This is a genomic window from Pseudomonas sp. 05T35, assembly GCF_056396605.1.
Genome location: NZ_JBFTLU010000205.1, coordinates 1 through 7,647 on the forward strand (window position 1 = coordinate 1; position 7,647 = coordinate 7,647).

Below are 7,647 nucleotides of genomic sequence, written 5' to 3' on the forward strand. Positions count from 1 at the left end.
GGATTTGAACCAACGCATGGCAGGATCAAAACCTGCTGCCTTACCGCTTGGCGACGCCCCTGTAGCTGTTGCTGAAAGCCCCGTGAGGGCCTCTGCAAGAACGCGCGGAAATTTATCAACTTTCGCTTCGTCTGGGAAGCCCCCCAAACCACATAAATTGTTTTTAAAACAGCCACTTGCTATTGATCGAATTAAGCAACCCTCCCCTGCCCGAGCCTGAGGCAATCGTTGCAAGGAAGGGACGCTGGCTGAGTTACTTCGGTTGCGCCACGGTGCGCAAATAGGGTTTCAACGTCTTGAAGCCCTGCGGGTACTTCTTCCTGGCCTCTTCGTCGGACACCGACGTGGGAATAATGACGTCCTCGCCCGGACGCCAGTTCACCGGGGTGGCGACCGTATGCTTGGCGTTTAATTGCAGCGAGTCGAGCAGACGCAATACTTCATCGAAGTTGCGTCCGGCACTCATTGGGTAGATCAGCATCGCCTTGACTTTCTTGTCCGGGCCGACAATGAACACAGAACGCACCGTCGCGTTATCCGCGGCGGTGCGTGAGCCGCCGCTGGCATTCGGGTGAATCATGTCGTAGAGCTTCGCCACGACCAGGTTCTCGTCGCCGATCATCGGATAGTTGACCGCATGCCCCTGGGTTTCTGCGATGTCACCGAGCCACGCCCGGTGGTCACTGACCGGGTCGACGCTGAGCCCGACGATCTTGGTGTTGCGCTTGTCGAACTCCGGCTTGAGTCCGGCCATATAACCGAGTTCAGTGGTACAGACAGGGGTAAAGTCCTTCGGATGCGAGAACAGGATCGCCCACTTGTCGCCAATCCACTCGTGGAAATGGATCGGGCCTTCGGTACTTTCGGCAGTGAAGTCCGGTGCTTCATCGCCAATGCGAATTGCCATGTTCAATCTCCTTGCAGTGACTGATAGGGAAGCTGTCAAAACCCTGACGGCGGGCCCGACGGCGTTGGGTGCCAGCGTTGGCCTGGCAACGCGAATCAGTATAGGAGACGTATCAAGACAGCCGTGACAATCGCTTGGCCCGGCCTCGCGGTGGCGTCGTTTTCATTTGACCAGTCGCGTTTCCTTGGATGGCCTGTATCCAAAGTACGAGCTGTAGCATTTGCTGAAATGACTGGGTGAAACAAAACCGCAGGCCACCAGCACATCGACCTGGGACAGCTCGGTGTGTTGCAGCAGACGCCGCGCCTCGGTGATACGCAGTTCCATGTAATACCGCTGCGGCGTCGTGCCCAGTTGCTCCTTGAACAAGCGTTCGAGCTGTCGACGGGAACGGCCGGCATAAACCGCCAGTTGCTCCAGCTCCAGGGGCTCTTCGAGGTTGGCATCCATCAGCTTGACCACCTCGCGCAATGGCGCGCTCACACAGATGTTTTCAGCCGGTTTGATGCGCCGATAACGAGACTCCTCGAAAGCCAGAATGTCCTCGATACCCTCGACCAGGGCTTTATCGTGCAGCCCCTTGATCCAGTCCAGCGCCATATGGAATGCCCCCGCGGGACTGGAAGCGGTGAGCCGGTCTCGATCAATGACAAAGGCTTCGCTGGTGACATGCGTCGCCTTGGAGATTTCCGCGAGTGCGGGGCGATGTTCGGGGTGGATGGCGCAACGATACCCATCCAGCAAGCCAGCACTGCCGAGGAACCAGGCGCCATTCCACAATCCGGCCAGGCTGACGCCACGGTCTGCCGCTGCTCGCAACAGGCTGATCAGCTCATCGGTCGCCTTCAGTTCTGTCCGGTAGCCGCCACAAATGACCAACAGGTCCAGGTCCTGAATGGCTGAAGAATCGAAACGCGCATCCGGACGAATCACCAGGCCGAGATCACTGATGACCTCCCCGTCATTCAAGCCGAACGTTCGGGAAGCGAACAACCCGGGGCGTAGCAGATTCGCGGTAACAATCGTATCCAGCGCCTGGGTGAACGCGGGCAGCGAGAAATGCTCGAGCAGCAGAAATCCTGCCCGGGTCATTTGAGCCGTCTCGCTGGGATTCTCATTCAGATAGCGAAGGTTTTTCCCCTTCATGCCTCCGCTAAATTGGCGTCGTTCGATCAATGTTCGACCTGCTCGGTTGCGTTAACCCACCTGTCATTTGGTGCGTCGGTAAAGCGCAATGCTAACCGCATAAGTTTCAACACCACCAGCACCATTATGCAACTGCTCAGGCAAGCTGAAAGCCGTGCAAAACGGGTGACATGATCCACTTTCAGCGCCACGACCGCCCGTAACCCTGGACGGGCGTCAGCTCATGCTTCGCTATGCTTAACCACACACCGCTGGAGCGGTCGAATACGAGCTTCGTGGCATCAGTGCCAGGAGCAAAGGCAGGGAGATGAGGCAGCTATCTGAAAAGAGAATCGAATAATGAAAATGCTAATGATGGTCGAGTGCCCGAATGAACCCTTCAACGCGCTCGTCAGGGCCGGGAAGGTTGGCGAAGTCATCGAGCGAATCCTGGAAAGCATCAAACCGGAGGCGGCCTACTTTACCGAGCAGGATGGAATGCGCGGCGGGATTTTCCTGATCGACGTACAAGACTCCTCCCAGATCCCCAGTTTTGCAGAACCGTTCTTTCTCAACTTCGATGCCACCTGCAAGTTCCGTCTGGTCATGAGCCCACAGGACCTGCAAAGGGCCGGCCTGGAAGCGCTCGGCAACACATGGGGTTGAGGGCGATCAGTGCGGGGTGGTTTTGTCCGCCCCACACCCTTATCGGGTCGCGACAAACCCGCTGGGCAATTGCGGTTGCCGATAGCTATGATTGGAGACCATGACAGCCTCTCTCCAGATTCGACAACCCTGTCCGCCCGGCGCCTGCGATTGCAGGCGCGAACAGTTGCTGGACATACCCAGCGCGGACTTGCGCATCCTGCACCTGACCCGCCAGGAGGAAAAACGCCTGCTCGACCGGCTGGAGAATCTGCAGAGCCTGGCCGACCTCGAGCACCTGCAGCGGCGGATGTACGAGCAATTAGGCATTCGTGTGCACATCACCCCCAGCGTGCACGAAGTACGAAGCATGCGCGGCATCGGTATTCAGCTTCTGGAGCTGCCAGGGCTGTGCCGCAAAACCCGCCAGTCAATTCCGGCCGCCATTCGTCGCGGTCTGGAAAAACACCCCGAGATTGCCTACGAGCTGCTTAACGCCCACGACCTGTTGCGCGATGCCTGAGGCGCCGCCCGGCGTGCGTCTCTTGCAAAGACGCAGCGGGCTCAAGCGTTTATGGAGAACGTCTCAATGGCGCAGCAATTTGCGCAGCGGCACGCCGTCCTTGAGCACGGGCGACTTGATGACGATGTAGCTGAAGTACTTGGAGATGCCGATGTTCTTGTCCAGCAGGCTTTCGATCACTTCCTGATAGTGCTGGATGCTGCGGGTCATGAAGCGCACCAGATAATCGTAGCCACCGCTGATCAGATGGCATTCGAGCACCTCATCCACCAGGCGGATATTGGACTCGAACTTGGCGAAGTCTTCGCGCTTGTGATCGCTCAAGGTTATTTCGGTGAACACCGTGACCGAGTCAGTGATCTTGGCCAGGTTCAAATGCGCCTTGTAACTCGAGATGTACCCGGCCGACTCCAGTCGCTTGACCCGTTGCAGGCACGGACTGGCTGACAGCCCCACGGCATCGGCCAGGCTGACGTTGGTCATGCGCCCGTCTTTTTGCAACTCAACCAAGATGCTGATGTCGATCCGGTCCAGTTTCACTAAACCTTCCATTGCGTACCTCTTGATTGCCGTTTGTAGGACAATCTTCTAGCAAAATCAGCGCCGTAAAGACAGCTGATGCTGAGCCACCAGGTCAGCCATGCTGTTAATGCAGTAATCCGCCGCACACGACGTTGCAGGTTTTGCCCGCCCGCGACAAATCAGGCACACATCGCTGGTCGCCTGCCGACCGGCAGAAGGTCGGGTCACTTGCAGGATCTCCCGGGCCTYAAGCCCATTGGCCTGTAACCAGTCCCGATCCAGCAAGGGATCGCTGGCCAGTGAAATGAAGTCGTCGGGCATGACCCCCAAACGCTCACAGAGCAGCCCTCGATCTTCGGCATCCCGATCGCCCTGCACCAGCAAGCGATAGAACTTGCGCAGGTACAACATCGCGCCGGGCGCATCCTCGAACAGCGACCAACTGGCCACCGAACGGGCAAAACTCATGCCCTCCTCCCAACTGGCTCGCAGCCCCCAGCGCTCGGCCAGCTGCCGATGGGCGAAACACAGCAAGCCACTGAAGCCCAGTTCACCGAAACGCGGGTAGAGCGCACGCACCACCTCGCTGTATTCGGCCAATACCTGCTCCTTGTCCGGGCGACCGCCAAGGCCGTCTAGCAGCGGTTGCAGCGCCGTCCAGACTCCCGAATCGCGATCGACCAGGACTTCATCGCAATCGATGAGCAACGCTCGATAATCAGTCAGCCCCATGGTACGCCAAGCCTCCAATAATGCACTCCGTCACCCCATGCTCCATAAATGCTCACGGGCGATACCTCGCGGTATCGCCCAAAGCAGGCATGAACTCAGTTCAAGACGCGTGCCAATGCTGCTTCAAGAATCTGCAGCGCTTCGTCGATCTGATCCTCTGTTGTCACCAGCGGTGCAAGGAAGCGCAGCACGTTGCGGTACACGCCGCATTTGATCACCAGCAGACCGCCCGCTCGGGCTTCGTCGATCAGCCGCTGATTCAGCTCCGCATCCGGGGTACGCGCGTCGTCATCCTTGATCAATTCGATCGCCAGCATGAACCCGCTACCGCGCACGTCGCCGATTTGTGGGTGACGGGCCTGCAAGCGCAGCAACCCCTGACGCAAACGCTCGCCCAGAGCATCGCCACGCGCCAGCAACTGTTCTTGCTCATAGGCGTCGATCACCGCCAGCGCTGCGGCGCATGACAGCGCGTTACCGCCGTAAGTACCGCCCAGGCCACCGGGCAATGGCGCGTCCATGATCCCGGCCTTGCCGACCACACCGGACAACGGTAGACCACCGGCAAGACTTTTGGCGACGGTCACCAGGTCCGGCTGGATGCCGGCGTGCTGGAAACCGAACCACTTGCCGGTGCGGCCAAAACCGGTCTGGATTTCATCGAGAATCAGCACAATCCCGTGTTTTTCAGTGAGGGCACGCAGCGCCTGGAGGAACTCCACCGGTGCCGAGAGGAAACCACCGTCGCCCTGGACCGGTTCAATGATGATTGCCGCGACCCGCTCAGGGGCGACCTGGGTGGCCAGCAACTCGTCCAGCGCCTTGAGGGCCATCTCGCTGCTGACGCCGCGATAGGCATTCGGGTACGGCGTGTGGAACACCTCCGGCGCGAACGGCCCGAAGTTCTGCTTGTACGGCTGGCTCATGCCGGTCAGCGTGGTGCCGAGCAAGGTGCGACCGTGAAACCCGCCACGAAACGCAATCACCGCCGAGCGATTGGTATGAGCGCGGGCAATCTTCACCGCGTTTTCCACGGCCTCGGCGCCAGAGGTAAAGAACGCCGCTTTATAGGCTTCGTTGCCGCCGATCATTTCACACAGGCGCTGGGCCAGATCGAGATAAGGCTTATAGGCCACCACCTGAAAACACGCGTGGGAGACCTTTTGCAACTGGGCCTGCACCGCGGCGACCACCTTGGGGTGGTTATGGCCGATGTTCAGCACACCAATGCCGCCGACAAAATCCAGGTAGCGCTGGCCGTCCACGTCCCACAATTCGGCACCTTGGGCGCGATCGATCACCAACGGGTGAGCGGTAACCAGGCCACGTGGCACGAATTGATCGCGCTGACGGAGCAAATGAGGGGTTTCGTCGACTTTGCTGTTCATGGCATTTCCCATCGTGAGTCCGGCAACCGGGAGGTGGTTGCGATGGTGTTCAGGTTAAGGCTTGTGCGAAACGAACTACGCCGAACTTGCGCCCTGAGAAATTCGGATCGACTGTTTTCACCCCGCCAAACGGCAGATTCCTTCAACCCGCCGAATCTGCCGGGGCATGCCTGATAGAAACGGGTGCAACGCGTTTAACCCGGCCCTTTCGACAGATCCTGCGCTGGCGTTGCGCGATGATGGACAGCCTCGTCCCCCCTTCAGGAAATGCCCATGGCCCTGCTTTATAAAGCTGACCCGGTACGCGGCGAACAGTGGAAAGCGCTGTTCGCCGAGCATGCCCCGGATATCGAATGGCGCGCCTGGCCGGACATCGGCGACCCCAAGGACATTCAGTACCTCGCCGCCTGGCAGGCACCGGATGATCTCGAGGCGCGGCTGCCCAACCTGCGCGTGTTGTTTGCGTTGTCCGCCGGGGTCGATCAACTGGACTTGCGCCGCTTGCCGACAAGCCTGCCGGTGGTGCGCCTGCTGGACCCCGGCATCACTCGCGGCATGTGCGAATACGCCAGTTTCGCGGTGCTCAGCCTGCACCGGGACATGCTGCGCTATCGCCAGCAGCAAATGGCCCGGTGCTGGCAGGCTCACTTGCTGCAACCGGCGGCCAAGCGACGGGTTGGCGTCATGGGCCTCGGCACCCAGGCCCGGCAGATTCTCGCGACCTTGCAGCCCCTGGGTTTTACGTTGTCCGGCTGGGCGCGCAGTGCTCATCAAGTCCCGGGCGTCGCTTGCTATGCCGGCAACGAGCAGCTGCCGGCGTTCCTGAGCCAGTGCGACATTCTGCTGTGCGTACTGCCGCTGACCGAACAGACCCAAGGCATCCTCGACCGCACGCTGTTCCAGCAACTGCCCCGTGGCGCGGCGCTGATCAACATGGGCCGTGGCGGGCATCTGGTGGAAAGTGATTTGCTCGAGGCGCTGGACAGCGGGCAACTGAGCGGCGCGGTACTCGATGTGCTACAGGAAGAACCGGCCCCGGTGGATCATCCGTTTTGGGACCATCCGCAGATTCTGCTGACCCCGCACATTGCGGCGATGACCCAGCCGGAAAGTGCGTTTGGGGTGTTGCTGGAGAATATTCGGCGGTATGAGCGGGGGGAGAAAATGGTGGGTGAAGTGGATCGAGCCCAAGGTTACTGACTAAAACACAGACCAAATGTGGGAGCGAGCCTGCTCGCGATAGCGGACTGTCAGTCAACATCACTGCTGAATGTCAGGCCCTCATCGCGAGCAGGCTCGCTCCCACAGTAGTTCGGTGGGTGACTTAGAGTCTGTCGGCAATCGCCTTCCCGACATCCTGAGTCGAGCCCTTCCCACCCAGATCCGGCGTGATCGGCCCCTCGGCAATCACCCGCTCGATCGCCTGCAGAATCCCGTCATGGGCCGCGCGATAGCGCTCATCACCGTTACCGAGGAAATCGAGCATCAACGCCCCGGACCAGATCATCGCAATCGGGTTGGCGATGTTTTGCCCGTAGATATCCGGCGCCGAGCCATGCACCGGTTCGAACAGCGATGGAAAACGCCGCTCCGGGTCGAGATTTGCCGATGGCGCAATGCCGATGGTGCCAGCACACGCCGGCCCGAGGTCGGAGAGAATGTCGCCGAACAGGTTCGACGCCACCACCACATCGAAGCGGTCCGGTTGCAACACGAAACGCGCGCACAGAATATCGATGTGCTGTTTGTCCCAGGTGATCTCCGGGTACTGCGCGGCCATCAATGCGGTGCGCTCGTCCCAGTAC

Annotated in this window: 10 protein-coding genes; 3 read left to right on the forward strand and 7 right to left on the reverse strand. The window is 59.7% G+C overall.

Going from position 1 to position 7,647, the window contains the following annotated elements; genetic code table 11:
- The 3 genes from AC1DH9_RS16615 to AC1DH9_RS16625 form a co-directional block, all read right to left on the reverse strand.
- Window positions 1-234, reverse strand: a 234-nt coding sequence (locus AC1DH9_RS16615) for a hypothetical protein (protein WP_477808443.1), incomplete at its 3' end; no start/stop codon positions are given.
- Between the two features lie 19 nt (window positions 235-253).
- Window positions 254-907, reverse strand: coding sequence for a peroxiredoxin (locus tag AC1DH9_RS16620; RefSeq protein ID WP_103317300.1), 654 nt, complete (start codon window positions 905-907; stop codon window positions 254-256).
- Between the two features lie 162 nt (window positions 908-1,069).
- Complete coding sequence (locus tag AC1DH9_RS16625; protein WP_427545819.1) at window positions 1,070-2,083, reverse strand: GlxA family transcriptional regulator; 1,014 nt, start codon at window positions 2,081-2,083, stop codon at window positions 1,070-1,072.
- A 309-nt stretch (window positions 2,084-2,392) separates the two neighbouring features.
- Between AC1DH9_RS16625 and AC1DH9_RS16630 the strand changes: the two genes are divergently transcribed.
- A complete protein-coding gene (locus AC1DH9_RS16630; RefSeq protein ID WP_427545821.1) occupies window positions 2,393-2,698 on the forward strand; it encodes a panthothenate synthetase in 306 nt (101 codons plus the stop codon).
- Between the two features lie 100 nt (window positions 2,699-2,798).
- Window positions 2,799-3,200, forward strand: coding sequence for a hypothetical protein (locus AC1DH9_RS16635; RefSeq protein ID WP_427545823.1), 402 nt, complete (start codon window positions 2,799-2,801; stop codon window positions 3,198-3,200).
- Between the two features lie 63 nt (window positions 3,201-3,263).
- On the opposite strand, the gene AC1DH9_RS16640 is transcribed toward AC1DH9_RS16635, so the two are convergent.
- The 3 genes from AC1DH9_RS16640 to gabT form a co-directional block, all read right to left on the reverse strand.
- Complete coding sequence (locus AC1DH9_RS16640; RefSeq protein WP_008055821.1) at window positions 3,264-3,752, reverse strand: Lrp/AsnC family transcriptional regulator; 489 nt, start codon at window positions 3,750-3,752, stop codon at window positions 3,264-3,266.
- Window positions 3,753-3,797: 45 nt separating this feature from the next.
- Entirely contained in the window at window positions 3,798-4,454 is a 657-nt protein-coding gene (locus AC1DH9_RS16645; protein ID WP_477808444.1) for an HAD family hydrolase, read from the reverse strand.
- Between the two features lie 95 nt (window positions 4,455-4,549).
- On the reverse strand, window positions 4,550-5,842 hold the full coding sequence (gene gabT, locus AC1DH9_RS16650) for a 4-aminobutyrate--2-oxoglutarate transaminase (protein WP_427545825.1): 1,293 nt from the start codon (window positions 5,840-5,842) through the stop codon (window positions 4,550-4,552).
- Window positions 5,843-6,115: 273 nt separating this feature from the next.
- Between gabT and AC1DH9_RS16655 the strand changes: the two genes are divergently transcribed.
- Window positions 6,116-7,042, forward strand: coding sequence for a 2-hydroxyacid dehydrogenase (locus AC1DH9_RS16655; RefSeq protein ID WP_427545827.1), 927 nt, complete (start codon window positions 6,116-6,118; stop codon window positions 7,040-7,042).
- Window positions 7,043-7,166: 124 nt separating this feature from the next.
- Here AC1DH9_RS16655 and AC1DH9_RS16660 read toward each other — a convergent pair.
- On the reverse strand, window positions 7,167-7,647 hold a 481-nt coding region (locus AC1DH9_RS16660), incomplete at its 5' end, for an isocitrate/isopropylmalate family dehydrogenase (RefSeq protein WP_477808445.1).

Excerpts from the sequence above, each read along its gene's own strand:
- AC1DH9_RS16620 (WP_103317300.1), bottom strand. The coding sequence starts at position 907 with ATGGCAATTCGCATTGGCGATGAAGCACCGGACTTCACTGCCGAAAGT.
- AC1DH9_RS16630 (WP_427545821.1), top strand. The coding sequence starts at position 2,393 with ATGAAAATGCTAATGATGGTCGAGTGCCCGAATGAACCCTTCAACGCG.
- AC1DH9_RS16635 (WP_427545823.1), top strand. The coding sequence starts at position 2,799 with ATGACAGCCTCTCTCCAGATTCGACAACCCTGTCCGCCCGGCGCCTGC.
- AC1DH9_RS16640 (WP_008055821.1), bottom strand. The coding sequence starts at position 3,752 with ATGGAAGGTTTAGTGAAACTGGACCGGATCGACATCAGCATCTTGGTT.
- gabT (WP_427545825.1), bottom strand. The coding sequence starts at position 5,842 with ATGAACAGCAAAGTCGACGAAACCCCTCATTTGCTCCGTCAGCGCGAT.
- AC1DH9_RS16655 (WP_427545827.1), top strand. The coding sequence starts at position 6,116 with ATGGCCCTGCTTTATAAAGCTGACCCGGTACGCGGCGAACAGTGGAAA.